General features: G+C 64.4%; 28 protein-coding genes. 19 read left to right on the top strand and 9 right to left on the bottom strand.

The features are described 5' to 3' along the window. Positions 1-178: 178 nt before the first annotated feature. Positions 179-523 (top strand): PadR family transcriptional regulator, encoded by a 345-nt coding sequence (locus WKB88_RS01100; RefSeq protein WP_341392705.1) that lies wholly within the window; start codon positions 179-181, stop codon positions 521-523. After that, positions 516-1,067 (top strand): hypothetical protein, encoded by a 552-nt coding sequence (locus tag WKB88_RS01095; RefSeq protein WP_341392704.1) that lies wholly within the window; start codon positions 516-518, stop codon positions 1,065-1,067. The genes WKB88_RS01100 and WKB88_RS01095 overlap by 8 nt, the downstream gene beginning before the upstream one ends. Positions 1,068-1,115: 48 nt before the next feature. Here WKB88_RS01095 and WKB88_RS01090 read toward each other — a convergent pair whose 3' ends face one another. Next, positions 1,116-1,394, bottom strand: coding sequence for a PLD nuclease N-terminal domain-containing protein (locus tag WKB88_RS01090; RefSeq protein ID WP_341392703.1), 279 nt, complete (start codon positions 1,392-1,394; stop codon positions 1,116-1,118). Positions 1,395-1,551: 157 nt separating this feature from the next. Between WKB88_RS01090 and WKB88_RS01085 the strand changes: the two genes are divergently transcribed. The 6 genes from WKB88_RS01085 (at position 1,552) to WKB88_RS01060 (ending at position 6,756) form a co-directional block, all read left to right on the top strand. After that, entirely contained in the window at positions 1,552-1,932 is a 381-nt protein-coding gene (locus WKB88_RS01085; RefSeq protein WP_341392702.1) for a VOC family protein, read from the top strand. 23 nt (positions 1,933-1,955) lie between these two features. Next, a complete protein-coding gene (locus WKB88_RS01080; protein WP_341392701.1) occupies positions 1,956-2,729 on the top strand; it encodes a GNAT family N-acetyltransferase in 774 nt (257 codons plus the stop codon). A 54-nt stretch (positions 2,730-2,783) separates the two neighbouring features. Next, positions 2,784-3,122, top strand: coding sequence for an SdpI family protein (locus WKB88_RS01075; protein ID WP_341392700.1), 339 nt, complete (start codon positions 2,784-2,786; stop codon positions 3,120-3,122). A 271-nt stretch (positions 3,123-3,393) separates the two neighbouring features. After that, a complete protein-coding gene (locus WKB88_RS01070; RefSeq protein WP_341392699.1) occupies positions 3,394-4,785 on the top strand; it encodes a DUF6421 family protein in 1,392 nt (463 codons plus the stop codon). Next, positions 4,786-5,559: an SDR family oxidoreductase gene (locus WKB88_RS01065; protein WP_341392698.1), complete on the top strand. Its 774-nt coding sequence runs from the start codon at positions 4,786-4,788 to the stop codon at positions 5,557-5,559. Between the two features lie 87 nt (positions 5,560-5,646). After that, a complete protein-coding gene (locus WKB88_RS01060; protein WP_341392697.1) occupies positions 5,647-6,756 on the top strand; it encodes a threonine aldolase family protein in 1,110 nt (369 codons plus the stop codon). A gap of 94 nt (positions 6,757-6,850) precedes the next feature. On the opposite strand, the gene WKB88_RS01055 is transcribed toward WKB88_RS01060, so the two are convergent. Continuing rightward, entirely contained in the window at positions 6,851-7,165 is a 315-nt protein-coding gene (locus WKB88_RS01055; RefSeq protein WP_341392696.1) for a hypothetical protein, read from the bottom strand. A gap of 259 nt (positions 7,166-7,424) precedes the next feature. On the opposite strand from WKB88_RS01055, the gene WKB88_RS01050 reads away from it, so the two are divergent. Then, positions 7,425-8,054 carry a DUF3000 domain-containing protein gene (locus WKB88_RS01050; RefSeq protein ID WP_341393190.1) on the top strand — a complete coding sequence of 210 codons (630 nt, stop codon included), beginning with the start codon at positions 7,425-7,427 and terminating at the stop codon, positions 8,052-8,054. A gap of 129 nt (positions 8,055-8,183) precedes the next feature. After that, positions 8,184-9,479, top strand: coding sequence for a ribonuclease D (locus WKB88_RS01045; RefSeq protein WP_341392695.1), 1,296 nt, complete (start codon positions 8,184-8,186; stop codon positions 9,477-9,479). A 56-nt stretch (positions 9,480-9,535) separates the two neighbouring features. Here WKB88_RS01045 and WKB88_RS01040 read toward each other — a convergent pair whose 3' ends face one another. The 3 genes from WKB88_RS01040 to WKB88_RS01030 form a co-directional block, all read right to left on the bottom strand. Then, positions 9,536-10,000, bottom strand: coding sequence for a DUF3592 domain-containing protein (locus WKB88_RS01040; protein WP_341392694.1), 465 nt, complete (start codon positions 9,998-10,000; stop codon positions 9,536-9,538). Positions 10,001-10,157: 157 nt separating this feature from the next. Beyond that, on the bottom strand, positions 10,158-10,532 hold the full coding sequence (locus tag WKB88_RS01035; protein WP_341392693.1) for a hypothetical protein: 375 nt from the start codon (positions 10,530-10,532) through the stop codon (positions 10,158-10,160). After that, entirely contained in the window at positions 10,529-10,999 is a 471-nt protein-coding gene (locus WKB88_RS01030; RefSeq protein ID WP_341392692.1) for a DUF2975 domain-containing protein, read from the bottom strand. The genes WKB88_RS01035 and WKB88_RS01030 overlap by 4 nt, the downstream gene beginning before the upstream one ends. Before the next feature lie 116 nt (positions 11,000-11,115). Between WKB88_RS01030 and WKB88_RS01025 the strand changes: the two genes are divergently transcribed. From WKB88_RS01025 to WKB88_RS00985, 9 genes are all read left to right on the top strand, one after another. Then, positions 11,116-11,559 carry a GNAT family N-acetyltransferase gene (locus WKB88_RS01025; protein ID WP_341392691.1) on the top strand — a complete coding sequence of 148 codons (444 nt, stop codon included), beginning with the start codon at positions 11,116-11,118 and terminating at the stop codon, positions 11,557-11,559. Continuing rightward, positions 11,552-12,037, top strand: a complete 486-nt coding sequence (locus WKB88_RS01020) for a hypothetical protein (RefSeq protein ID WP_341392690.1) — start codon at positions 11,552-11,554, stop codon at positions 12,035-12,037. The genes WKB88_RS01025 and WKB88_RS01020 overlap by 8 nt, the downstream gene beginning before the upstream one ends. A 131-nt stretch (positions 12,038-12,168) precedes the next feature. Then, a complete protein-coding gene (locus WKB88_RS01015; protein WP_341392689.1) occupies positions 12,169-12,603 on the top strand; it encodes an SRPBCC domain-containing protein in 435 nt (144 codons plus the stop codon). A gap of 330 nt (positions 12,604-12,933) precedes the next feature. Then, complete coding sequence (locus tag WKB88_RS01010; protein ID WP_341392688.1) at positions 12,934-13,761, top strand: ABC transporter substrate-binding protein; 828 nt, start codon at positions 12,934-12,936, stop codon at positions 13,759-13,761. A gap of 72 nt (positions 13,762-13,833) precedes the next feature. Then, a complete protein-coding gene (locus tag WKB88_RS01005) occupies positions 13,834-14,670 on the top strand; it encodes an amino acid ABC transporter permease (protein ID WP_341392687.1) in 837 nt (278 codons plus the stop codon). Beyond that, on the top strand, positions 14,670-15,503 hold the full coding sequence (locus tag WKB88_RS01000) for an amino acid ABC transporter ATP-binding protein (RefSeq protein WP_341392686.1): 834 nt from the start codon (positions 14,670-14,672) through the stop codon (positions 15,501-15,503). Before WKB88_RS01005 ends, WKB88_RS01000 begins: the two co-directional genes overlap by 1 nt. Positions 15,504-15,542: 39 nt before the next feature. Further along, on the top strand, positions 15,543-16,802 hold the full coding sequence (locus WKB88_RS00995; protein WP_341392685.1) for an MFS transporter: 1,260 nt from the start codon (positions 15,543-15,545) through the stop codon (positions 16,800-16,802). Next, positions 16,738-17,295 carry a hypothetical protein gene (locus tag WKB88_RS00990; protein WP_341392684.1) on the top strand — a complete coding sequence of 186 codons (558 nt, stop codon included), beginning with the start codon at positions 16,738-16,740 and terminating at the stop codon, positions 17,293-17,295. Before WKB88_RS00995 ends, WKB88_RS00990 begins: the two co-directional genes overlap by 65 nt. A gap of 159 nt (positions 17,296-17,454) precedes the next feature. Beyond that, positions 17,455-19,050, top strand: a complete 1,596-nt coding sequence (locus tag WKB88_RS00985) for an SLC13 family permease (protein WP_341392683.1) — start codon at positions 17,455-17,457, stop codon at positions 19,048-19,050. A gap of 648 nt (positions 19,051-19,698) precedes the next feature. On the opposite strand, the gene WKB88_RS00980 is transcribed toward WKB88_RS00985, so the two are convergent. The 4 genes from WKB88_RS00980 to WKB88_RS00965 all read right to left on the bottom strand — a co-directional run bounded on the left by WKB88_RS00980 (position 19,699) and on the right by WKB88_RS00965 (position 25,914). Then, positions 19,699-21,525, bottom strand: coding sequence for an immune inhibitor A domain-containing protein (locus WKB88_RS00980; RefSeq protein ID WP_341392682.1), 1,827 nt, complete (start codon positions 21,523-21,525; stop codon positions 19,699-19,701). Positions 21,526-21,770: 245 nt separating this feature from the next. Then, on the bottom strand, positions 21,771-22,289 hold the full coding sequence (locus tag WKB88_RS00975; protein ID WP_341392681.1) for a DinB family protein: 519 nt from the start codon (positions 22,287-22,289) through the stop codon (positions 21,771-21,773). A 207-nt stretch (positions 22,290-22,496) separates the two neighbouring features. Beyond that, on the bottom strand, positions 22,497-25,040 hold the full coding sequence (uvrA, locus tag WKB88_RS00970) for an excinuclease ABC subunit UvrA (protein WP_341392680.1): 2,544 nt from the start codon (positions 25,038-25,040) through the stop codon (positions 22,497-22,499). A gap of 220 nt (positions 25,041-25,260) precedes the next feature. Next, positions 25,261-25,914 carry a hypothetical protein gene (locus WKB88_RS00965; RefSeq protein ID WP_341392679.1) on the bottom strand — a complete coding sequence of 218 codons (654 nt, stop codon included), beginning with the start codon at positions 25,912-25,914 and terminating at the stop codon, positions 25,261-25,263. Between the last annotated feature and the right edge of the window lie 290 nt (positions 25,915-26,204).

Here is a 26,204-nt window from a genome sequence, read left to right as displayed (position 1 = left end):
GCCGGAATCATGCTGGTGCTGGGGACGGTGTTCCGGCCGCAACCGCCCCGGCCGCTCCCCCGGCCGCTTCCCCGGCCAGGACTCGGCCAGGACTCGGCCCGCTTCCCCGGAGGCCGGACGGCAGATAGTGCTGCCGACCGCCCTTGTGGCGGGGCACTATTAGTGATCTATTACTAGCATGTCCCGAATACAGGCTCAGCAGGATGCGCAGATGGTCCGCGCAGTCCTGCCGCTGCTGGCCCTCACACTGATCGGCGAGGAGGAATCCTACGGTTACCAGCTCACCGAACGGCTAGCGGCACTGGGGCTGGAGGTGACCACGGGGCTGGTCTACCCGCTGCTCAGCCGGTTGGAGCGGGACAACCTGGTCAGGACCAGAATGGTTGCGTCAACCAATGGGCCGCCCCGGAAGTACTTCGCACTCACACCGGCAGGTGAAGCCGCGCAAGCATCGGCGAAGGAGCAGTGGCGCGTCGTGTCGGCCGCCGTCCGCGCCGCCACCGACAAGGAGCGCAATGACTGACAGCAGTTATGCAGGATCGCCTACCCGTTCCCTTCGCGACCGGTTGCGCACGGACTGGTACCTCACGCGCCTGGACTGGCATCTTGAGGGCCTGCTGCCCGGCCGGGAACGCAAAGCCGCTCTCCGGGATCTACGCCGGGAGCTCGCCAGCGACCCCAGGGACACCACAGCGGCGCTCTTCGATTTGGGAGCCCCGAGGATCCTGGCCCGCCAGTATGCGGAAGAGAGTCCTCACCGTCCCCTGTGGTCTATCGGCGCTGTTATTGCAGGACTGGCACTGTTCGTTTACTGGACCTCGTTTGTGCTGTTCACCTTCGGAATGCTGGCAGCCGTCGACTACAACGCACCGGCGCAGGCACACGCGACGTTCCTGTTCGTGGACGTTGAAGCCTTCTCCTCCCCGGACGCGGTGGGCATCGGATGGACCAGCAGCTGGGGCTGGCTGATGGTTCCCGGCGGGATTGCGGCGATCAGCTTTCTGCTGGGCTCACGGGTCTGGCGGATTGCCAGCGGACCGTCAGGGACCGCCGGAGCCACTGCTTAGCTGGTCACCGATGCGGGAGCTTCACTGCCTCTATCGTTCAAGCCGGGGTCAGTGGTCTGCGCTGCTCTTTGAGCGGCGGGGTGCTTTGGGCTTTCCGAGGGTGAACCACAGGAGCGAGCCAAGAAACGGAGCCACAACGACGATCAGAAACCAGATAGCTTTTACCGTCGGCGTAGCGTGTCTGCTTTTCGAGATGCTGATCAGGGCACCGATCACCAGTGCCAAATACAGTGCAAGGAAGATCGTAACCGTCCAGCCCCTCACCCCCTGCGTGACCACATTGATGGATTCGGCGGAAATACTGACGCCGGTATAGGTCAACAACATTGTTTCAGCTCCTGTAAATGGTGGTGCGCTTTCTTGACAATTCATCGATAAGTTTCGCCCACTGTACTCCTCATGACTGTGCGGTTCGGCGGAAAAGGCGTGCTTCTGGACCACAGCGGAAATGAGGGTAAGTGCGTGAGGCTGTAGGTTTAGGGCTATGACCGAACGCGTTGGACAGCTTGCGTCCATTTCCCTTGACTGCCCGGATCCGGACCTGCTGGCGGATTTCTATTCCCGTCTTCTGGGACTTAAAGAAGCGTTTGCGACACCCGACCGCGGAGTCGTCGCTCTGACCGGAGGCGGTCCGATGCTAACCCTGATGCGCGTTGACACCTATGTTGCGCCGTCCTGGCCCGAGGGCGACCAGCACCAGCAGATGCATCTGGACGTAGCCGTGGAGGACCTGGCAGCCGCAGCCGAGGCTGCCGCAGCTCTGGGTGCGGTGCCCGCTGAGCACCAGCCGTCACCGGAACAGTGGCGTGTCCTGCTCGATCCCGCCGGACATCCGTTCTGCCTGACCGCCGTCCGTCCCGACTGACCCGACCCGGTGCGGGGAAAGAGATGACGGGCTCCCTGGCAGCAGCCGCCGAGTCGATTCTCACTGCCAAGGCTGAGCTCGACTACCAGGCCGCCGCAGCGGTCTATCCCGGAACCTCGTTCCGTCGGTTTGGGCGGGTTGCCGCAACGCGACTGCCCGCATTGCCTGATGCCGCACCGTACAACAAGGCGCGCGGACTGAGTCTGGACGATATCCACCGGCTTGATGACATCACCGCTTTCTATTCCGAGACCGGGCAGCGTCCGCGCCTGGAGATTTGGGCTGGAGATGACACTGCAGAGCTGCGGTCACGACTGGGGGCAAGGGGGCTGTCACCCGCGGCCGGCACTGCCACCCTCCACGCCCGGCCCCGCACAGGAGTGCCGGCCCTGCCGCCGGGGGTGCAGGTAGATGAGGTTGGCCGGGACAACAGCCACTACCTGGACATCCTGTTCCAGGGGTATGGAATGGTTTCCAGCTCCGGCACCGCCCGTGATGTCTTCGCCCGGGAACACGGCACGCCGGGGCTGCGCCGCTACCTCGCCATGGTCGACGGCCGGCCCGCAGCCGCCGCAGCCATGTTTGTCCACGGCGGCCTGAGCCTCTTTGTCGGTGCCGCAACTCTGCCTGCTTTTCGACGCCGGGGCTGCCAGTCCGCCCTCATCCACCGCCGTCTGGGGGACGCCGCGGCCGTCAGCGATCTCACTGTGGTCACTGCCGCCGCCGGCTCGGCAAGCAGCGCCAATCTTCGAAGCCGCGGCTTCGGGATCACGCACCTGCGCACTCTCTGGCAGTAAACCGTGCGGGCCACCCGCTAGGCTGGCGCCATGGGGTTTATAGGAGTCTTTTTAATGGCAGCAGGAATAGCGATCTCGTGGGCAGCTGAAGCAACAGCCCGGGGCAGGCTCGGCATGAATCCCTTCGTCGGCATCCGGGTCGGATATGTGACCCATTCACCCGAAGCATGGCTTGCCGGACACCGTTCAGCACGATGGCCGACCCATGCCGCTGCGGGGATCATTGCCGCCTGCGGAATTCTGATTTTGGCACTCAATGTGTCGGATGAAACCGCTTCCAGAATAACTATTGGCGGCTCCCTGGCCGTTTTCGCAATGGTTCTGTTTGCTGCCAAAAAGGCAACACGTGCCGCTGAACTCGTTGTTGTGCAGAACGCTGACCAGCAGTCCTGACGACTCCGGCGAGTCCCGCGGACCTGTCACCGGCGGACCACCCGCAGCCTCCGACCGGCTGCAGCAGCAGAGGAAGCAGCACTGGCACGCTGAACCAGCACACGACCACAACCAGTAACGCTCCTCAGGCACGGCAGCGGACCGAGCATAAGAAACCCTAATGACAAACGGGATTCATAGTAAGTATTAGTTTTTCGTGAGTATGCTCGACCCAACACACCACCTGCCGCTTCCCTGCTTTCGGAGCGGCATCTTCCGGAAGGTCGCCGCCATGTCTCTTCACGCGTTCCCCTCGCTCCCCCGCACCCGCTTCGACGATGTGACTGCGGACGGCAATCCGGTGGATTCCGAAGCCTGGCGGGCCCTGAAGCAGGCCGCCACCGATCTGCAGCCGCTGCAGAACAAGAACGGTTCTGTCGACGCGGAAAACAAGAGCGCCGCCGAAGAGCTGATCGACACCATCGCTGCCGCCGTCACCGCCCTGGCACCGGCCTTTGAGCACGACGCCGAATACCTCCGCCTGGTGGTTCAGGACCTGCAGCGCTGGGTCGCCGACGGCCTGGGCGAACCGGATTTCCTGGATTCCCTGGTCGCATTCTCCCCGCAGCTGGACCGCACCGACGGACTGCAGCATCTGGTGCTCTTCCCCATGTACACGCAGAACGGCTCCACCAACCGCTACGTGGAAGCAGTCTTGATCGAGGTTGTCTGGCCGGACTTCATTGGTGAACTCGAAGCCGGCGAGTACTCCAACAAGCTCTTCGTCCCCATCCGCTTCCTGGACTTCACCCCGGGCTACGACACCAACTCCGCGGTGCTGTTCCCCGAGTCCGTGGCCGTCCGCGAAACCCCCACCTTCACCTGGGGCGCCATCTTTGCCGACCGCGAAGCCGCACGCTTCCGCCGGGTGCTGCGGGCCGCCGCCGAGATCACCTCGCTGCAACTGCCCGAGGACGCGGCAGCTCTGCTCGACGACCAGCACCTCACCGAGGAAACCTTTGTCATGTGGGACCTCATCCACGATCGCACACACATGCGCGGAGACCTGCCCTTCGATCCGTTCATGATCAAGCAGCGCATGCCGTACTTCCTGTACTCCCTCGAGGAACTGCGCTGCGACCTCACCGCCTTCCGCGAAGCCGTGAAGATTGAAAAGGACGAGGACGCTTCCCCCGAAGCCCGCAAACATGCCACGCTGGTCCAGTACGCAGTGATCTTTGACCGGATCTTCCGGTTCGCCATTACGGGCAGCCGGGTGCGCAACTATGACGGCCTCGGCGGCCAGCTGCTGTTCGCCTGGATGCACCAGAACCATGTCCTGCACTGGACCGACGGCAAGCTGAGCATCGACTGGGACGACGCGGCCGACGTCGTCATCCGCCTGGGCGCGAACATCGAGGACCTGTACTGGCGCTCCATTGACCGGCCGAAGACCGCCCACTGGTTCGCGGCCTATGATCTGGTCTCGGCGACACTGACGCCCAACCCGGCGTCGGTCTGGGCCAAGGGTCCGGAGGCCCTGCCGCTGGACGGTCCGCCGCGCGGGCTGACGGACCAGGTGCTGGATGACGAATTTCCGCTGTCCATGTTCTACGAAGCGCTGTCCAAAAAAATGGGCCCGGTCATCGAGTCCACTTCGGGAATCACAGGGAGTTCGAAGTAAATGAACACTGAGCCGGCCGCACGATCATCCGCAACGCCGCTGTCCGTCCGCGGGCGGACCGTCCTCGTGGCCGGCGCCGCCTCTCCCTCCGGCACCGCAGTGTGCCGGGCGCTGGAAGCCGCCGGAGCGAAGGTGGTGGCGGTGGGCCGCGATGCGGCCCGACTGGACAACACCCTCGCAGACCTGCACGACGCCGACCTGCGCACCTGCGACCTGTCCAACCCCGGTGACGTGGATGCGCTGTCCCGGGATTTGCAGGAGACCTACGGCGGAATCGACGGGCTCATCCATCTGGTGGGCGGCTGGCGCGGCGGCGGCGGACTCACCGGCCAGACCGACGACGACTGGGACTTCCTGGAAACCAACATCCTGCGCACGCTCCGCAACGTCAGCCGCAGCTTCTACGACCAGCTCGCAGCGTCCGACGACGGCCGGCTCGCCATAGTCTCCTCCACCGCCGTGGACTCCCCCACCGCCGGCGGCGCCGGATACGCCGCAGCCAAAGCCGCAGCCGAGGCCTGGGTGCAGGCGATCGCCCAGGGCTTCCGCCGGGCGCAGTCCGGCGCGAAAGACAACCCGGAAGCGCAGCGCTCTGCCGCCGTCGTCCTGGTGGTCAAAGCACTGGTGGACGACTCCATGCGGCAGGCCGAACCGGAGCGCAATTTCGGCACCTACACGGATGTGCAGGACCTGGCAGGCGCCGTCGTCGGGCTCTTCAGCGAGGACGCCGCACAGCTGAACGGCAAGCGCATTTCGCTCGTGCCGGGCGCCTGACTCCTGCACCTGCAGGCGGCTGCGTTGCCGCTGCCTGCCCGGCGCCGCCGGTGAAATCCGATCAATCCGTAAGAGATACTGGACACTGTGACCAACATTTCCCCCCTGCATGACATTTCCATCCGTGCCTTTGCCTCGGACAACTATTCCGGTGTGCATCCGGAGATTCTGGACGCGCTGACCGCCGCGAACCAGGGCCACCAGGTGGCCTACGGCGAGGACGTCTACACCGCGAAGCTGCGCGAGGTCCTGACCTCACACTTCGGTCCGCAGATGCGCGCATTCCCGGTGTTCAACGGCACCGGCGCCAACGTGACGGCGCTGCAGTCGCTGCTGCCGCGCTGGGGCGCCGTCATCTGCGCCTCCACCGCCCACATCAACGTGGACGAAAACGGCGCGCCGGAGCGGATCGGCGGCATGAAGCTGCTGCAGATCCCCGCCCCGGACGGCAAGCTCACCCCCGCGCTGATCGACCAGGAGGCCTGGGGCTGGGGCGACGAGCACCGCGCGCAGCCGCTGGCCGTGTCCATCACGCAGTCCACCGAGCTGGGCACCCTCTACACGGTGGAGGAAATCACCGCGATCGCCGAGCACTGCCACAAGCACGGCATGACGCTGCATATGGACGGCGCCCGGCTGGGCAATGCCGCCGCAGCGCTGGGCGTGACGCTGGGGGCGATGACGTCCGGGGCCGGCGTCGACATCCTCTCCCTGGGCGGCACCAAGAACGGCATGATGTACGGCGAATGCATCGTCTCCCTGAACCCGGAGGCCTCCCCCGGCCTGGATTACCTGCGCAAGATGAACATGCAGCTGGCCTCGAAAATGCGGTTTGTCTCCGCCCAGTTCATCACCCTGTACGAGGGCGACCTGTGGCTGCGCTCGGCCTCACATGCCAATGCCATGGCACAGCGGCTGCGTGCCGCTGTGGAGAAGATCGACGGCGTCGAGCTCACCCAGGCCACCGAATCCAATGCCGTCTTCGCGAAGCTGCCGGCCGGTGTGGCTGACCGGCTGCGCTCCTCGTTCCGGTTCTACGACTGGGACCAGGCCACCGGCGAGGTGCGCTGGATGTGCACGTTCGACACGTCAGAGGCCGACGTCGATGCCTTTGCCGAAGCGATCGCCCGTGAAATTGCCGCGGATCCCGGTACTCCCGCGGGCCCGCAGGATCCGGAAGCACTGCCGATCAGCTGACCTGTCAGTCCGGGTCCCCCTGCGGAGCACTGCGCGCCCAAGGGGGACCCGGCTCTGTTCTCAGCGCCGGGCCCCCGCCGCGCGTCCGGCTGTGCTAGTTCCCGGTCGGCTGCAGGTCAACCGTGCCTTCGCCAATGACAACACGCTCATCCGGGCACACCGGCCCGTCAACCACAAGGGTTTTCCCTGATTCAAACCCCACGGTGATATCCCCCTGGCTGCAGCCGGCTCCGAGGATACTGACCCCGCCCCAGCCTTCGATCGCATATTCCTCGTCCCCGATCGAGACTGTGACCTCGGAGGGGCTTTCGTTGCTGAAGGTGAGGTCACCCGGGCTGCAGCCAGTCAGAACCGCAGCCAGAGCCACCGCCAGGAGCGCTGTTCGGGGAAGGCGACTCAGAGATCTCACCGCGCTCTCCTCCAACCTGTCTGGGAATGAACTGTAAAAGTGATCGATTGTCGATCGCCCACCTATCGAATGTCAATAGGTGCTTGGTTGGTCGCCTGCGAAGAAGGGCTGCGAACACGATGAGGCAGCTCTCCTTCCTCTCCGGCTACCTTCCCGGCGGAAGCGACCCCCCATAGGCTGACAGGTAACGAATGGGATACGTCGGCGAGCCTCATCCTCCGTCCGGAGCCGGCCCCCGTAGTCTGCGAAGGTGAGTGCAATTGGTGACTTATCACAAGTACCCCCGGATTTCCTGAAGGCCCTTGGTTCCCTGCGCAAGGCGCAGTGCCGGCCAGAGCTGCACCTGAACGAAATTCCGGCTCCAGCCCGGCTGGCACCCTTCGCGGTGTCACTGGGCGCAGAAGTCCTTGCGTCAGGTCCGCTGGCCCGGGACGAAGGGCTTGGGCACGGGCCTTCCGGAATCGTGATTCCGGAACAGACCGAGCTCGCGACAGGCCGCTTTATCCTGCTGCATGACCCGGAAGGATCAGCCGTATGGAACGGTACCTTCCGGATCGTCACCTATATCCGCGCGGAGCTGGAACCGGACATGGGCAACGATGAGCTGGTGGGGTCCGTGGCCTGGACGTGGCTGGTGGAAGCGCTGCAGGAGCACCAGGCCGGTTACACATCGGCTGGCGGAACAGCCACCCGGATCCTCTCGGAAAGCTACGGCACCCTGGCGGGCCGCGGCGATGCCATCGACATTGAACTGCGGGCCTCCTGGACGCCGGATTCCGCTGACGTCCAGGCGCATCTTGAGGCCTGGTCGGATATGGTCTGCACATTTGCCGGGCTGCCGCCGCTGCCGGAAGGCGTCACTCCCCTGCCCAGGGTGCGCCGCAGCTAATCCCGACATGCAAGTAATCCCGACATGCAAGCCCATCCGCCGAAAGAACCCTCATCACATCCCGCACCCGGGCCGGAGACGTCCGCCGTGTCACTATGCCGCCGGCAGACTCGATAGACTGAAGTTCTTATGACCGCGCAAATACCCGGCTCCTCCACGCAGACCACATCCGCTGACCCGAACAGGGAACCCCCGCAGCTCCCGTTGCTGGAGGCACCAAAAGACGGCGTGCCCCTGATCATTGACACCCCCAGAGGGCTGGAGCGCGCGGCCAAGGCCCTCGCGGCAGGAACCGGTCCTGCGGGAGTAGATGCTGAACGCGCCTCGGGCTTCCGCTACGGGCAGCGCGCCTTCCTGGTACAGATCCGGCGCGAGGGCTCCGGCACCTGGCTGATCGACCCGGAGCCGTTCGACAATCTGGACATCATCAACGAAGCCCTCTCGGGCGTGGAATGGATCCTGCACGCGGCAACACAGGACCTTCCCTGCCTGTCCGAACTGGGAATGTGGCCGGACAGGCTCTTCGACACGGAACTGGCCGCACGCCTCGCCGGGCTCCCCCGCGTGGGCCTGGCCGCCGTCATCGAAAACCTGCTCGGCTTCACCCTGGCCAAGGAACATTCCGCCGCGGACTGGTCCACGCGCCCGCTGCCCGAACCCTGGCTCCGGTACGCGGCACTGGACGTTGAGGTCCTGGCGGAACTCCGGATCGAACTGATCAAGCTGCTCGACGACGCCGGGAAGCTTTCCTTTGCGGAGCAGGAGTTCGAAGCAATCCGCACGGCACCGCCGTCGCCGCCCCGGGTCGACCCCTGGCGGCGCACCAACGGAATGCACCAGCTGCGTGACCGCCGGCAGCTCGCCGTCGTCCGTGAACTCTGGACCGAACGGGAGCACCTCGCGGAAAACCGCGACACGGCTCCGGGGCGTCTGATTCCGGACTCGGCAATCGTTGCCGCCGCCCGGGCCATGCCCGCCACGGTTCCCCAGCTGCTTTCCACCCCCGGTTTCCACGGCCGCGCCGCTCAAAAAGAAGCTCCGCGCTGGATGCGCTGCATTTCCGCGGCCCGCTCCACCAAGGACCTGCCGCCCCTGCACATCCCCACGCATGCCCCGCCGCCCCCGCGGGTATGGCCCAAGAATGATCCGGCAGCTGCAGCCCGGCTGCAGACGGCCAAGCCGCGGCTGGCAGCCGTGGCCGAGAAGCTGAACCTGCCGATCGAGAACCTGCTGACACCGGACACCCTGCGCCGGGTCGCGTGGCGGCCGCCGGCCACCATCGATCTGGACAGCATCAGCACCTCCCTGCGGGACCTTGGCGCCCGGGAATGGCAGATCGAGCAGACAGCCGCGGTCATTACCGTAGCGTTCCTGGATCCCGATCCCCTGGTGGAAAAGGAAAAGGACGCCGCCGCTTCACGCTAGCGGCAGCTTCGCTGCCCGGTCCGTTTTCGGAGCAGTGGCTGGGCAGTCCCGCCCTGTCACGCTTGTTTTCTCCGCAGTCCGCACCCGCCTGTCCAGATGAATGAAGCGCCGAAGCCGACCGAGAGCGTGATCACCAGATAACCCGCGGTGAATGATTGAGGTGCTCCCTCTATGACTGAATTGCTCGGATCCGAGCGATCATAGAAAACTACCCTTTTTTCCCCGTGCATTTCGTCTGCAACTTTCGATTTTGATCCATCGATATGCTCGTAATAGCGCTCACGGGCGCCTTTGGCGTAAGCACGTCTATCCTCGGCGAGAAAGGAAACTGTCAGTTCCTTGTATTCTTTTTGCCTGCCACCGGTGGAAAACTTGACGCTGATGATGACACCGGTGGTTCGGACACCTTCCTCCAGGATTCTGCGGTCATCGTGAGCCTGTAGGATCATCCCCACACCCAAGGTGTTTCCCCCGAAAAAAATCACCAGCCCGGCAATCAGAAACGCTGTCGCCTTGGCCATTCGGGTGTATTTACCCCTTGCTAGACGGTCCCTTTGAGAACGCCTAGCCATTCTGATCCCTTCATTGCCTGCTTTTTTACTTTTCGAAATCCTATCACCGGCCGAACACAGCATGGCCTGCCGCACTTCTGGAGAATACCGCGAATGAAGTTCCAGGCTAGAACATCTCTGAATACCGTCGCGCGCTGTCCACGGCCTCGCTTCCCAGCACCCAGCAGAACCAAATATCCACGGCGGCCAGCACCAGAATCGCTGCCGCCGTCACGGTCCTGGGCCATGACCGGGGCTGCACCAAAGCGGCGGCCACTGCCGTCACGGCTGCTACGGCAGGAACAAGCAGCGTGATGGCCATCATCGCCTGGCGCCGGGGAATCTGTTCCAGATAGTACGAACCGCGATAGTCATTCGGATCAAAATCAAAACCGGAAGCGAACGCGAAGAACGTCGAGACCGGGGTCAGGCACAAAAACCCGACCGCGAATCCCAGCCATAGCTCGTCGCCCCATCGCCTGCCCTCACGTGGCCTCGTCACGGGAACCGGCGATGCTCGGCCGCCCGGCCCAGCTGGCGGTACTTCACCATGGCAATCAGCGCAGCACCGGTACATCCGCCGATGCCCAGCAGCAGCGCCAGCGGCGGGATCGGGCCGCCGGTTCCCTGGTCCGCCTCCGTAATCACGGCCAGAATGGCGGCCATCAGGCCGGCAGCGGCCAGCAGCGACAGCACGAGGGTTGTGAACCAGCGATGCGAGGCCCGCTGCCGAAGGCGGTCCTGGCCGGCCAGCGTCAGTATTCTCCAAAGACGCACCAGCGCCGCCTCGACACAGGCCACCGCGAGGACGGACAGCACCAGGATGGGCCGATACAGGTTCCGGACTTTCGGAAAGTGCGCGACGACGTCCGCGCCCGTCCACGGCAGGATGAGAGTCTGGGCAACCACAGCCCCGGCGAACAGGATGGCAAGGATCAGCTTGAGCTCAGCTGCGGCTGCTTTGGTCATGCGTATCCCCGGTTGATTGATCATCGACAATTATCTATCGAAAGTCGAAATTGCCACGTCGACTCCGGCGGCACAAGAGGTCTCCCGATTCGCTGCACCGCCGGTAGGCTGTCGCCGTGCCCACCCTCGAATACGCAGCCGGATCAGATCTTCCCCTTGCCGCCGTCGTCCGGCTCTACAACGCGGTGGGCTGGAGCGCCTACACGGACGCACCGCAAACCCTCGCTTCCGGGCTGGCAGGATCCGCACAAGTGGCAGTTGCCTGGGAGGGACAGGATCTGGTGGGACTGGCTCGGGTCGTCTCCGACGGACACACCGTCTGTTACCTGCAGGACGTCCTGGTTGATCCGCGCCACCAGCGTACCGGGCTGGGCCGGCGCCTGGTTGAGCTGGTGCTGGCACCGTTTGCCCACGTGCGCCAGAAAGTACTGCTGACGGATACCGAACCGGGACAGAAAGCCTTTTACGAATCCCTCGGCTACCGGCGGGCAGGCGGAGACATGCCGGCGGACGACGACACCGGCCTGCCATTGCGCGCCTTTGTCCGGTTCGATGCGTGACCCGCTGTGGTTCCTTTTCCCGTTCGCGGCGGCCGCAGCAGTTGGCGTCTACCTGCTCCTCGGCGGAGATCTCGAGTTCTGGATTTTCCTTCTGTCGCCCGCTGCTATTGCGTTGTTCCAGTTAAGGCGGCAATCTCAGATGCTGCGCCGCTACGAAGCACGGAGCCAGTTCGAGTGCCGGGTACAAATCCGGAAAACTGATTCCTCCAACCGGCGCAGCAAGTGGACGCGCGCACTGGCCACTCCCTACCCGGACCGGCTGACGCTGCAGCTCCTGGAGGGAACATTGCGGGACAGCGACCCGCTGACACTGCAGCGGACGGAGTATGCCGGGATGCGTCCGGCACGGTTTTCGGAGGCATTGCTGCGGTACAACCCGCGGTGGAGTGTCGCCGTTTGCCGCCGCGGTCCGGAGGAGATCCTGGTGGCGGCCCCGCCGTCGCACCTTGCTGCCCTGAGCGGGACCGGGCAGCGGTAACGATCCGGCAACATGCGCTGGTGCCCTGCGGAACGCTGGACTACTCTCGGCCACCGGTCCGGGTCTCGCAACTGTTTCATCCCCTCCGGCCCGCGCACATCAAAAACGCGCTGTACGGAAAGGTAACCGCCATGCCCAACGCTGCCTCCACGGAAATCATCTATTCAACCGCCCTGACCTGCCCGCCCGAGGCAGTGTGGCGCGCGCTGTCCGCCACCAACGTGCCGCGCAGCTGGATGTGGAACTCGGTCCTGCGCGGACCCATGGAACCCGGCACCGACTACTCCATGGGCGGGGACGGAGAGGACCTGATCGTGGGAACGGTTCTGGACGCCGACGCCCCCTACCGGCTCGTCATGACGTTCGATGCACGCTGGGACGAGCGGGTGGCCGGTGAGCCGGCGGGAGAGATGGAATATCTCATCACCCCCACCGGTGACCATGAGTCGGTGTTCAGCGTGCGGCTCTCCGGTCTGGCCGGAGTGACCGCTGATGCCGCGGAACAGGACACTCCGGAGATTTACGCCCGGTTGAAAACCTGGCTGGAGGACAACGACTGCGGGTGATCCGGCATCCGGAAAACGGGCCGGAAATGATCCAGCATTGTGACGCCTCCTCGTTTTCTGCGAACGGAAGCATTACCACGGCGACACTCGGCGCCGTATTCCACCCCTTGAGGCTCAGTTGCGGTCACCACCAAATGTGTTCATACTGAATTCACTCAAGGTGTGACTGCCCCCACATTCAGGGTGAAATACCGGCGGCCCGGAAACACCGCCGCCCGGGATTTCAGGCCGAAAACGCTATTCCATTGTTGAGTATCCAGGCTTACCACCGTCGCTCAGCCAATCAGGCCGAGGACAGGCGTTTTCGGCCCCGCCATCTATAGGAGATCCATGCAACTGAAAAATAGGCCAAAAATTGCCGCTGTTGTCGCTGTCTGTGCGTTGGCGCTGGCTGCCTGCGGAAGCGACTCCTCCGCCGGGGCGGGGGATCCGTCTGCCGGCTCGGAGGACGGCGTGACACTGGTTTCGGCCGGTAAGCTCACGGTCTGCACGCATCTTCCGTATGCGCCCTTCCAGTTCAACGATGATTCCGGCGAAACGGTGGGATTCGATATTGACCTGGTTGACCTCGTTGCAGAGCGGCTCGGTGCCGAGCAGACCATCATCGACACCCCGTTCGAAGGGATCAAATCGGGTGAAGACATGGCCACGGGAAAGTGTGACATTGCCGCTGCAGGAATGACGATCACGGAAGACCGGAAAGAGGCAATTCTCTTCTCCGAACCATACTTCGACGCCACACAGGCCCTCCTCGTCCCCAATGATTCAGCGGTAAAGGACCTCGCCGGGTTGCAGGGCAAGAAGCTCGGCGCCCAGTCGGCCACCACTGGCCTGGACTACGCCAATGCAAACGCCGAGGACTGCGGATGCGAAATCGTCGAATTCCAGGACCTCGCCTCGCAGACACAGGCACTGATGACCGGTCAGGTGGACGCAGCCATCAATGACCTGCCCGTTTGGACCGAAGCACTGAAAACCAATGACGGAAAAGCGAAAATCGCAGCACAGTTTGATACCGGCGAGCAGTACGGGCTGGGAATGAAGCTGGATAACACGGCACTGAAGACAGTTGTCGATGAAGTCCTCGCCGGGGCAAAGGCCGACGGCACCTATGACGAGATCTACACGGAATGGATTGGAGAGACTCCGCAAAGCTGACTGCCCGGTTCACGGCGGCAGCAGCCGCCGTGAACCCGCCGGCGACAGGAACAGCAACCACAAAAGGACACCATGACCACGCAGACCGAGCACACCGCAGACGCGGTGGCACCGGCACGCTTCACACGGCGCCAAAAAGCCCGCATCTCCCTCGGCGTTCAATACGGCGTTGGCATCGCCGTCCTGGCAGTTCTTGCCGTCACTATGGACTGGGGCTCCTTCAGCGACGCATTTCTGCGGGTCGACATCCTGCAGAGAATGCTCCCGCGCGTGATCGTCGTCGGTCTCGTGAACACGGTTCTCTACGCTGCGTTGGCGTTCGTCTTTGCGTTTGTCGTGGGGATGCTGCTGGCCATCATGAAGCTGAGTTCCGTCCGGGCTTACCGCTGGTTCGCATCAGCCTACGTTGAGTTCTTCCGCGGCGTTCCTGCGCTCGTGGTCCTGTTCATGGTGGCCTATGGAATTCCCAACGCATTTCCCGGGTTCGTCTTTCCCGGGGATAAGTACGGCATGGTCATGGTTGGCCTCGGCATTACCGCCGCTGCCTATATGGCGGAAACTTTCCGTGCCGGAATCCAGGCCGTGCCGAAGGGCCAATTGGAAGCGGCGCGGACCCTGGGGATGAGCCATTCCCGAACCATGATCACGATTGTCATACCGCAGGCCTTCAGGGTAGTCATTCCGCCGCTGACCAATGAGATGATCCTGCTGGTTAAGGACTCGTCCCTGGTTTATGTCCTCGGAGTCACCGCAGCACAGTATGAGCTCACCAAGTTCGCCCAGGACTTCCTCAACCGATCGGTGAACGCCACCCCCCTGATTGTGGCCGCCCTTTGCTACCTTGCGATCACACTGCCTCTGTCCAGCCTCGTGCGTAAGCTCGAATCCCGCTACGCGAAAGCACGCTGATGATGCCCACCACGCCCCCGACGGCTTCCGCGGGTCTGTCACCGTCACATGCCATCTCCATCCGAAACCTGCAGAAGAGCTTCGGTCCCGTCGAAGTGCTGAAGGACATCTCCCTGGAGGTTCAGCCGGGAGAGGTTGTCTGCATCATCGGGCCGTCCGGATCAGGAAAGTCGACGCTGCTGCGCTGCGTGAATCTGCTCGAACTTCCCACCTCGGGCACAATCCTCGTGGGTCCGGATGAAATTACGCACCCCGACGCCGATCTGGACCGCATCCGCCGGCGCATCGGCATGGTGTTCCAGGCCTTCAACCTGTTCCCGCATCTGACCGTGCTTGAGAACCTCACCGTGGCGCAGACCAAGGTATTGAGGCGGCCAAAAGAGGAGGCAAACCGGGTCGCCCGGGCCAACCTGCACCGGGTTGGCATGAGCCACAAGGAGGATGCGTACCCTGCGCAGCTCTCCGGAGGCCAGCAGCAGCGGGTTGCCATCGCACGCTCGCTCTCCATGGATCCCCAGCTGATGCTCTTTGACGAGCCAACGTCGGCTTTGGATCCGGAACTCGTGGGAGAGGTCCTGGCCGTGATGAAGTCGCTGGCGGCCGAGGGCATGACCATGGTCATCGTCACCCACGAAATGGCCTTTGCTCGCGAAGTGGCGGACCGCGTGGTGTTCCTGGACGGAGGCTACGTTGTTGAACAGGGCTCCGCAAAGGACGTGATCGGCAGTCCCCGGGAAGAGCGCACCAAGTCCTTCCTGCACCGGGTCCTCAACCCGATGGTTGTAGAGGCGCACGAGATCATTGAAGACGACAGACTCACCCAAGCGTCCTAGTCCAGTGCCGGGTGCCTGCGGCCGGTGTGCGGAGCGCGGATGAAGCTCGGATCGGAGTACCGGCGGATCTGGCTCGGCAGCGCCTCCTCCAACCTCGCTGACGGAGTCACCTTCGTAGCGCTCCCCCTGCTGGCAGCCACCATGACCAGCGATCCGCTGGCTGTCGCGGCGCTGTCGGTCTTCTATACCGCACCGCGGCTGCTGACGGTGCTGGGGATCGGGGTCCTGGTGGACCGCTTTGATAGACGCCGGCTGCTTTATCTCGCCAACTTTTCCCGTGCTGTCATCTTTGCAGCCCTCACCGCATTGATCATCGCCGATGCAACACCCATGGCTGCGTTGTATGCCGTCTATGCGTTTATGGGCATCGTCGAGACGATTTCGGACAGCGCAGCCGTTGCCGTCCTGCCCCAGGCCGTCGCACCGGCAGGCTTGGACCGGGCGAACTCACAGATCGCGGGAACGCAGACGCTGGTGGATGAATTCATCGGCCCTCCGTTGGGCGGCTTTCTGTTCGCCCTCGCCGCGTTCGCTCCGTCCCTGTTAACCGTCGGAGCATTCCTTCTGGCAGGAACCGCATATTGGCGGCTGCGGCAGGGCTACCGGCCCGTCGAAACCGCGGGTACCAGCGTTCACCCGGCTCCACCCGCCGGAGTGGGCGCACAGATCCGGGAGGGCGCGGTCTGGGCACTGCGGCACACGGTCGTGCGGACGCTCATCATCATCGGCGGCCTGGCCAGTGCCGGCTACATGATTCCGTTTTCGTACCTGGTTCTCTACGCGACGGAAGTGCTGCAGCTCAACGCCGCCGGCTACGGGCTGCTGCTTTCAGTCTCGGCGCTGGGCGGGCTGGCCGGCAGCCTGGTGGCCGGCCGCCTGCGCCGTGCGGTCGGTTACGGCTGGACGATAGCAGCGGCGCTGCTGACCGGAGCCGCCTCCTTCGCGGTGATAGCAGGCACCACCAACGTTTGGCTGGTGGGTGCCGCCCTCGCCGTTTACATGGGACACGCCGTTGTGTGGAACATTTTGGCCACGACTGTCCGGCAACGGCTGATTCCGGCCCGCATGATGGGCCGGGTTAACTCCGTTGGGCGGCTGGTAGGACTGTGCGGCCTGACGCTTGGGGCCGCACTCGGAGGTGTGCTGGCAACACAGTTCGGCCTGCGCCTTCCCTTCGGAATTGCCGCAGCGTTCTTTGCCGCTGCCGGGGTGCTGGCCCTAGGTAGCCCACTTTGTGAGCGTCGATCGCACGACCGGAAAGCAGGACGGGAAAGAAGCCACCTATACGGTGACCGGTGAACTGTTCTTCGCATCCTCCAACGACCTGTCCACAGTTCGAGTACGCCCACGATCCAGAAACGATCGTCGTAGACATGCGCGCCTCACACCTTGGGATGCTTCCACCGTCCCGGAACCGGACGCCGTCACGGAGAAATACCGCCGGCAGGGCAAGCACGTGGAGATCGCCGGGCTGAGCGATGCCAGCATCCATGACATCGTCCGGCCCAGCGAACCCAGCGCGACCGCCGAAGCCGACGAGGTCTTGAACAACACGGCGATGCAACCATGCCGGCGCCTTGTGCAGGAAGTGGTGGACCTGGCGGCTGTCCTCTACGCTCTGCAGGCTCTGCACGGAGGCAGTCGACTGACCGGTGCCGCCCGACAAGCGGGCTCCGGAGGGGGCGCGGCAAGCGGGCTCCGGAGGGGGCGCGGCGGGCCGCGGCTGGCCGAAGCAGGTCACCCGGGGAGCCGCGCCTCCCCCTCCCAGGACCTCGCCTTGATACGCCGATGACAGGACAAACGTGCCGCCCCGTCGGCGCCGCTATGGCTTTCCGCAGATTCCGAGGGCAGGCTATTGAAGCGGGGGAATGTCACGTGCACCAACCATCGGGGATCCGAAACAGGGAAGACAAGTGGATAAATCCGAAAGCCCGGGCGCATGATCCCGCCAATGCTTGCCACCTTTGCGGTCCTTGCCCTAGCTGTCGCGGGATTCATGACCAACCGGGTGCCCCTCGTCGTCGTCGCGCTCTTCGTTCCGGTGGCGCTGTGGGCCACCGGGGTGCTTACCCTCAACGAAGCCCTGCAGGGATTCAGCGATCCGATCACCCTGTTCATCGCTTCTCTGTTCGTTCTCAGCGAGGCCCTCGACGCCACCGGAATCACGGCCTGGATCGGACAGCAGCTGGAACTTCGCTCGTCCCTGAGCCGCACCGGCCTGCTCATTACGATCATGGCCATCGCTGCGGCCCTCTCCGCAGTGATCAGCATTAACGGCGCCGTCGCAGCGCTCCTGCCGGTCGTCGTCGTCGCAACGGCACGGGCGGGGATCATCCCCTCGCACATGCTCATCCCTCTTGCCTTCGCCGCCAGCGCGGGATCGCTGCTAACCCTCACAGGGACTCCGGTAAACATCATCGTTTCCGACCTCTCCGCCAGCTCCGGCGGACGCGCGTTCGGGTACTTCGAGTTCGCGCTGGTGGGGCTTCCCCTCGTTGTTGTGACAACGCTCCTCGTTGTGCTGCTTGGCCGAAGGCTCCTGCCCAAGCGTGCGCCCGAGCGGCTGGCGGAGGCGGGCGCCGACCCGCGGGCCAGGGTGAGGTCCTGGCGCGAGAGCTATACGGCCGACCTCGACACGGAGCGGTTGTTCACGGGAGAGATGGGCGCCGTCGAGGTCCTCGTCGCGCCCCGCTCCACACTGATCGGACGCATCGTCAGCCCCGGCATGACCACACGGCAGGAAGACCTGGTGATCGTCGCGCTGCACCGCGGCGGAGCCGCTGCACCCGCGCCCGATACCGCTCCCGAGGACCCCGTCCCGCCCGGGACATTGATGCTGCGGGCCGGAGATTCGGTGCTGGTCCACGGCCCCTGGGACGCGTTGAACCGCTATGTGCAGTCCTCCGATGTCATCGCCGTCGAACCGCCGCATATGCTCCAGCGGGGGGTGCCGCTGGGGCGCGGATGGCGGCGCTGCCTCGTTGTGCTTGCCGCCACGATCGCACTGCTGGCAACCGGGTTCCTCCCGCCGGTGGTAGTGGGGCTCCTCGCCGCGGCCGCCCTAGTCCTCCTTGGAGTGGTGACCGTGCCCCAGGGGTTCCGTGCGATTTCGTGGAACACTGTGGTCCTGATCGGGGCGCTCATCCCGCTGTCCTCCGCGTTCGTGTCCTCGGGTGCGGCCGACGCGATCGCCGGAGTGGTCCTGGATGCGGCCGGCAACGTTTCCCCGCACCTGGCCCTGCTGGTGATCTGCGTTCTCGCCCTCATCCTGGGCCAGTTCATCTCCAACGTGGCCACCGTGCTCGTGATGGGGCCGGTAGCGGTGACCTTCGCCCAAACGCTTGAGGTCAGTGTGCTGCCCTTCATGATGGGACTCAGCGTCGCCGGGGCCGCTGCCTTCCTCACCCCCATCGCAACCCCTGCCAACCTCATGGTGATGCAGCCGGGCGGATACCGCTTCGGCGACTACTGGCGCCTCGGGCTGCCGCTCTCCCTTGTCTTCCTCGCCGCCTCGGTGCTGTACGTGCCGCTCATCTGGCGGTTCTGAGCCAGCGCAGGGCCGAGTGAGTGGATGACAGTAGTGCTCCGGCAATCGGTGGCGGGCTCCGAGTATTGATGGATTCGAGTATTGATGGATTCGACGCTAAAGAACACGACCGGCACGCTTTCGCGGCGTCCCATGCCCGGTTGTTCTCGATCACGGTCCGCCGTTCGGCTTTCTCTCTGCAGGAAAACCACGTTCAGCTCGTCTTTGTAGTTGTGACCGATATAGGCACCGTCGGCGTCTGCGAGGTCCCGCGGTTCCCCGTCAGCGGTTCCCGGTCAGCGGTTCCCAGTCAGCGGTGCAGAGGGGGTCCCTATCGGGGCCATGGGTCACTTGTAGTCGTAGTACAGGACGTTTTCGGTGACGACGGTCAGGCCCCGGGCTTCGTTTCGGCGCTCATGCCGGCGATTTCAGCGGCGCGTTCCCGATGAGGTCCAGCCTGCCGCAGGAGTCGTAGTTGCAGGCGACGGATGCTTCCGGCTTTGCGCCCGCCGACAGTCAGTCATCTAGTTCAGTTCGCAAAACCCGGAGTGTCCGGTTCCGGCGTTGTTCCATGGGTCGCAGGCCGGACTCCTGCAGCCCGGCGAAACGGCAGGGCCCGAAGATCAGCTCCTCGGTCCCTGCCGTTGACTACCGGACCCGCCAGCGGGACTAGTTGACCTTTACGGTCATCATGCCCTTGGGATTGCTCTGAACAACCTGGATCCTGGTTCCGGTGCCGGCCACCACCACACTGGCCTGCGGATTGGCGGGATCATAGTAGGCATTGGGGTTGGTGTCGTCGAAGACGGCAATGCCCGGACGGGACGGCACCTTCAGAGTGGTCAGGCCGGCCGCTGTTTCGCGGTGCAGGCTGATCGAGTCGGTGGCCTCCTTGCCGAAGGTGGCATCAAAACTCTGGATGCGGTTGCGTGCCGGGGTTCCGTCGGACCACAGCAGACTCTGCGGACGGGCATCCACGGGAAGCGCCAGGCCGGCACCGGGATGCTGGCGGGTGTTGTTGTTGCTTTGTCCGGCATTCCAGTACGTAATCAGCAGCCCGTTCTGGTACGGATAGTGTTCAACGGTGTCCGGAGCGCTGAGCGCCCAGCCGAAGTTGTACGGCCCGGTCTGCAGCGTGGTGTCATATCCTGCGTACTGGCGGTTCTCCGCAAGGTAGTAGCGGCCGTTCCCCCGGGCGTCACGGGGCAGCGTCACCACCAGGGCCTGCTGCTTCTTCGTGGCATGGTAGGCCGGGCCGAGCATGTGTGTGGACTTCTCTCCCGCGGAAGCAACCTCATAATCCAGCCAGCCCAGCTGGAGCTTCTCCCAGGCTCCCATGTGGTTCGGTGTGGTGCCGATGCTGCCGTCGCCGTGGCCCAGCCAGGATCCGGAACTCATCAGCGTCCAGAAGCCGGTGCCGTTTTCTCCCCCGCTGGTGTCGTAGAGGTCCGGCAGTCCCAGGTCGTGGGCGTATTCGTGGGCGAAGACGCCGAGGCCGCCGTTTTCGGGTTCCGTGGTGTAGTCGCGGATCCACACGTCGGAATCCCCGATCTTGACTCCGCCGTAAAGATTGGCCGCAGGACCCTGCGTGCCCCGGCCGGCCTGGCCCGCGGACCAGCGGTGCGACCAGATAGCCGACGACGGCGCACCGGCTTCTTCACCTTCCCCGGCGTGGATGGCCTGGAAGTGGTCGATGTAGCCGTCGGGCTCATCAAAATTTCCGTTGTTGTTGTAGTCGTAGCGGTCCCACTGATCGAAGGTGGAAAGATAAGCGTCAATGTCCGCCGGGCTCTTGCCCTCACCCAGCTGGGCGTCGTACCACGCGTTGGCGGCGTCCTGGATGAACCGGGTCATGTCCGTCTGGCTCTCGGTCTCACCGTAGCTGGCCGAGTTGTACAGGACGGTGACCCAGTCGCTGACGTCGCCGTCGACTGTATAACGGCCGCTGGAGAGCTCTTCATACAGCGTTGTCAGCGACTCGCCCTGCGGGTCGAAAAACATGTCCAGGTAGTGCTCGCGGTCAAATTCCGGCTCCCAGTAGGTCGAGTTGTCCGTGCTGCGGTCCGGTGCCGGGATCTGGTTTTGCAGCGGCCCCGGAGCGGCATCGGGGAACCGTGGATCGCTCTGGTCACCGAAACCAATGAGGAAGGACAGGATTTGGTCACTGTCCTGGAGCCCGTATTCGGCCCACTGGCCGGGAGCCACCTCAACTGACTGCGAGCCTCCGCGGGCCGCAGGCTGTTTCTCGCCGCGGATGACCTGTTCCACGGCCTGCTGGTTCAATGTCCGGCGTTCATCGGCCACCGGATCCGGCCGGTCATCAATCCGGGCCATGGTGCCTGCGGCATCGGGGGAGCCCGTTGCAGTGCTGCTGACCTGGTCGGCCAGCTCTGGCGCGGGAGCGGCCGTGGCAGCCACTGGAGAGAGCAGAAGCGCGCTGCCTACCGCGAGTACGGTGGCCCGCCGCACCTTTCTGCGCGTGTTGGAACTGGTCACGTGATCCCCTTAATTGGAAATAAAGCGAGCGGAACTGAGATGGGATCAAGGTACGGGCATTCCGGATTTTCAACGAAATGACATGCGTCATCTTTGTCATTTCGGGCAAAGTACCGGAAGTTATTACTTGCGCTCTATTAAATTTTGGGTTTTCCCTGTAAAAGGACGATGCTTTGAGGGAATGCAGTATTATTTCGCGGCCGGGCGGGGCCCGGGCATAAACGTCACGGCGAAAAATGCCCCGGTTACTCGCCAGTTGTTCCGTCCAGGAGTTCCCGGACAATATCGAGATGTCCGCAGTGCCGTCCGGTTTCCTCGATCATGTGCGTAACCACCCAGCGCACATTGTGTCCGGAGGGGCTGTGGGGAATCACGTCATCAAGACCGTAGCGGGAGAGCACTTCACGGGATTCGGCACACGCGTCTTCATAGTCTTTGATGATCTCCGCCAGGCTGTCGTCCGGGCCCACCAGGAACTCGCCGTCGGGCTCTTCGTCACTCCACCGGGTCGGCACATCCGCCTGGCCGTCAATCCGTTCCCGGAACCAGGAACGCTCGACGTCGGCCAGGTGCCGCAGCAGCCCGGACACTGTCGTCAGGGACGGCAATACCCGGCGGGCCGCATCGGCGTCGCTCAGTCCTTCCGCCTTGTACACGGCAGTGGCCCGCAGGAAGTCGAGGAATCCCGTGAGGATCTCCTGTTCAGTTCCGGCATCGGGTGGTTCAGGCCTGGTGTCGGTTACCGGCTGGTTTTCCTGGGTCATGTGACTGCTCTCCATCGAGGGTGCTTTGGCATAGCGCCGGGCCGGATCCGGCAGTGCTGCTTACTGCGGCGCCCAATCCTCAGCTGCAGACTACGGGCCTGAGGTTCCAGGATGCAAAGAAGTAACGCCAGCCCCGCAAAATGCTGCCGGGGCCAGCGATACCGTTCTTGATGTTCAGTTAGCAGCCGCCGGAGGGGCAGGCCGGGCTCAGGACAGTGTCTTCAGTGCCGCCGCCAGGTACGTCGAGGTCCGGCTGGCTGAGCAGGCCGCTACGTCGGCGGCTGTACCGGCGCAGATGACCCGGCCGCCGTCGTCGCCTCCGGCAGGTCCCATGTCGATGACCCAGTCCGCGGAAGCCACCACGTTCATGGAGTGTTCCACCACCACCACGGTGTTGCCGGCGTCAACCAGCCGGTTCAGCTGGGCGAGCAGCAGGCGGACGTCCTGCGGATGCAGTCCCGTGGTGGGTTCATCCAGCAGGTAGAGGGTATGGCCGCGGCGGGCGCGCTGCAGCTCGGTGGCCAGCTTGATGCGCTGGGCTTCGCCGCCGGAAAGTTCGGTGGCCGGCTGGCCCAGGCGCAGGTAGCCAAGGCCGACGTCGAGCAGGGTCCGCAGGCTGCGCGCGGCCGCGGGCACATCGGCCAGGAATTCCGCGGCCGTTTCAACCCGCATGGCCAGGACGTCGGCAATGCTCTTGCCGCGGTAGGTGACCTCAAGGGTTTCCTCGTTGTAGCGGGCGCCGTGGCACTGCGGGCAGGGCCCGTAGGTGCCGGGCAGGAAGAGCAGTTCGACGGCGAGGAATCCTTCGCCCTGGCAGGTTTCGCAGCGTCCACCGGCCATGTTGAAGGAGAAGCGGCCGGCGTTGTAGCCGCGTGCCCGCGATTCGTCGGTGGCGGCGTAGAGCTTCCGGACGGCGTCAAACAGTCCGGTGTAGGTGGCCAGGTTTGAGCGCGGCGTGCGGCCGATGGGGCGCTGGTCCACCTTGACCAGGCGGTCCAGGTGCTCCAGCCCGGCGATGTCGCGCACCGAAGCGCCGGGATCGACGTCGTCGTCCGTCTCAGCGTCGGCATCCTCGGCAGCTGCTGCGGAACCGTTGACGTGCTCCCCCACCGTTTCGGCCAGCACCTGGCTGACGAGCGTGGATTTACCGGAGCCGGAGACGCCGGTTACGGCGGTCAGCACGCCCAGCGGAATCTCGGCGTCGAGCTCCTGCAGGTTGTGCCGGGTGACGCCAATCAGGCTCAACCACTGCTTCGGCGTGCGCCGTGCGGGGGTGATGCCCTCCGCCTCGCCGAACAGGAAGGGCCGGGTGGCACTTTCGGCAACCTCGGCCAGGCCCGCGACGGGTCCGCTGTAGAGCACGGTGCCGCCGCCGTCGCCGGCCTGCGGTCCCACGTCCACGATCCATTCGGCGCTGCGCACCACATCCATGTTGTGCTCGACGACGAACACCGAGTTTCCGGCGTCCTTCAGTTCCTGCAGCACCGCCAGCAGGGGTTCGGCGTCGGCCGGATGCAGGCCGGCCGACGGCTCGTCCAGCACATAGATGACGCCGAACAGACCCGAACGCAGCTGGGTGGCGATCCGCAGCCGCTGCATCTCCCCCGGCGAGAGGGTTGGTGTGGCCCGGGACAGGCTCAGGTAGCCCAGCCCCAGATCGATAAGCACCTGCAGCCGGGAAAGCAGGTCGCGGGTGATCGTGACGGCAACCTCGGTGTCCTCGTTGGAGGCCGCGGCACGGGACGCGGTGCCCGCCGCCTTGAGCTCCGCCGTCGGCCGGATGATTTCCGCCAGCTCACCCAGGGTGGCGCCGTTCAGTTCGGCGATGTTCCGTCCGGCGAAGGTGACGGCGAGCGCTTCGGGACGCAGGCCGGCGCCGCCGCAGACCGGGCAGGGGCCGGAGACCATGTACTCCAGCACGCGCTTGCGCATCTGTTCGCTGCCGGAATCCGCCAGCGTGTGCAGGACGTAGGACTTTGCACTCCAGAAGCGGCCCTTGTACGGCTTGGCCACGCGGTCACGCTGCGGGGTGATCATCACCACGGGCTGCTCGTCCGTGAACAGGATCCAGTCGCGGTCCTTCTTGGGCAGCTTCTTCCAGGGCACGTCGACGTCGTAGCCGAGCTGGATGAGGATGTCGCGGAGGTTCTTGCCCTGCCAGGCACCGGGCCAGGCGGCGATGGCGCCGTCCCGGATGCTCAAACCGGGATCGGGGACCAGGGACTCCTCGGTGACGGTGTGGGCAATGCCCAGGCCGGAGCATTCGCGGCAGGCACCGGCGGCGGTGTTGGGCGAGAAGGCATCCGAGTCCAGGCTGCCCGGTGCCGCGTCCGCCGGGTACGTGCCGCCGCGGGAAAACAGCATGCGCATGGAGTTCGAGAGCGTGGTCAGCGTGCCCACCGTGGAACGGGAACTGGGCGTGCCGCGGCGCTGCTGGAGCGCGACGGCGGGAGGCAGCCCGGTAATCTGCTCCACCTTGGGCGTGTGTCCCTGGGATAGAAGGCGGCGCGCGTAGGGCGCCACTGACTCGAAGTAGCGGCGCTGGGCCTCGGCGTAGATGGTGCCGAAGGCCAGCGAGGACTTACCCGAGCCGGAGACACCGGTAAAGGCGACGATCGCGTCGCGGGGAATGTCGACGTCGACGTTGTGCAGGTTGTTCTCCTGCGCTCCGCGGACGCGGACCATCCCGTTGGTTCCGGGATCGGTGCTTTCGTGGCGGGCGGTTTCCGGGGACAGCTCAGCGATACTCATCCCTTTTAGCCTATCGAGATCATCCGGGAGCGCCTAAATGATAAGCATGCTTTCCGCCTAGGGCGTGACGGCATTTTTTGCTGCGGGCCCGGGGGTGGGCTGCCCCAATCCCGCCACCGCTGATTCCCTCCGGTGTGTGGCAGTCCCTCCGGTGCGCAGCGGAGCAATAGTGTCAAAGCGGAGGGAATGCCGAGTCCCTTCCGAACCTCCGCGGCTCCTCCTAGAGCGTGACGCCGTCGGGCAGCTCCGGGGCATCAAACTTCTGCCGCTCGCATTCGGTGCGCAGCTGGGGATAGGTCTCGGCGATGAGGTCCAGGATCCGGTTCCGGACCACGAGGTACGCCTCGCCCACCCCCACCACGCCCTTGAACTCCTTCAGCTCCTCCTCATAGGAGGTTTGCTTGTGCCGCAGGTAATTCACCGTCAGCCGGTCCAGCCGGGAGGCGGAAGTGTTCCGGCTGGCCGGAGACTGGCTGCGGCGGAGCCTGCTGTTGAAGTGCGCGATAGCTTTGTCCTGCATCTGCTGCCACGGTTCCGGCTCGATCCGGAGCTCGAGTGCCTCCGCGGCGGCAACCGCTTCCTTCTTTTTCGCCAAGGCCCTGGTCCTGGCAGCGAGCTGCCGGGTCCGGGATGCCTCACGGGCCTTCTGATACTCAGGCGTGGCTTCTATCGCTTCCACCCGTTCCAGCGCGTAGAGCTTCATGGGAGCTGCCTTGCGGGAAAACGGATTGCGCGCCGTCTGGTCCGGTTCCGGCAGGAAGGTCTTGATCTGCGTGTCCGTCCAGCCGCGGTCCTTCTTCAGGTCATTGGCGATCAGCAGACCCTCGCTGTTGGCCGGCTTGGGCCGCGGCGGATGGTGTTTTCCTCGGGACATGCGGACTCCACGGAATTCTTTTTGGCGGCAGGGGAACCTGTCCATTCTAGGGACGGCAATGCGGGACCGAAAAAACAGTGCACGGAGCCTCTTCCAGCCGTGCTTGTCAGGTACTCTGTGGCCAGTGATACTTCCTTTTTCTCTGTGACCCGGTTTCTCTGAGACCCAGGGCCAGGACAGCACCCGGTCCGCTCCGCGCAGGAGCGCTGATTGCGTGTGCCCCGAGCCGGGAACCCGTACGGGTTCCCTTCCCCCGGCCCGTCATCGAAACCCCTCCTCTGGAAGATCAC

It is taken from the genome of Arthrobacter sp. G119Y2 (genome assembly GCF_038069765.1).
GTDB lineage: Bacteria > Actinomycetota > Actinomycetes > Actinomycetales > Micrococcaceae > Arthrobacter_B.
The sequence above is the reverse complement of the archived record's forward strand: the minus strand, read 5'-3'. Positions and strand labels throughout refer to the sequence as shown.